The sequence below is a fragment of the Xenorhabdus bovienii genome, assembly GCF_024721015.1.
In the GTDB taxonomy this organism is placed as follows: domain Bacteria; phylum Pseudomonadota; class Gammaproteobacteria; order Enterobacterales; family Enterobacteriaceae; genus Xenorhabdus; species Xenorhabdus bovienii.
Genome location: NZ_JANAIF010000437.1, coordinates 1 through 260, shown reverse-complemented (window position 1 = coordinate 260; position 260 = coordinate 1). Strand labels below are relative to the sequence as shown.

Below are 260 nucleotides of genomic sequence, written 5' to 3'. Positions count from 1 at the left end.
CATGTGTCCGCTGCCACTTTTCCACGTATTTGCTGTTCACGTCATTATGCAGGCTGCCATCAAGTCCGGCGCGCATGTTGTGTTCCCGACCCCGCAGGGGTACCGCGGGGACGGTGTGTTCGACAATTTCTGGAAACTGATCGAACGCTGGAAGATTTCCTTCATTATCACTGTGCCGACGGCTGTTTCCGCGCTGATGCAGCGTCCTGTGGATGCCGATATCTCCACCGTGAAAACGGCTTTCTCCGGTTCCGCGCCGA

1 protein-coding gene is annotated in these 260 nt (G+C 56.5%); it reads left to right on the top strand.

The genetic code is table 11. From position 1 onward, the window contains the following. A partial coding sequence (locus tag NXS07_RS21305; protein WP_258087675.1) for an AMP-binding protein occupies window positions 1-260 on the top strand: 260 nt, incomplete at both ends.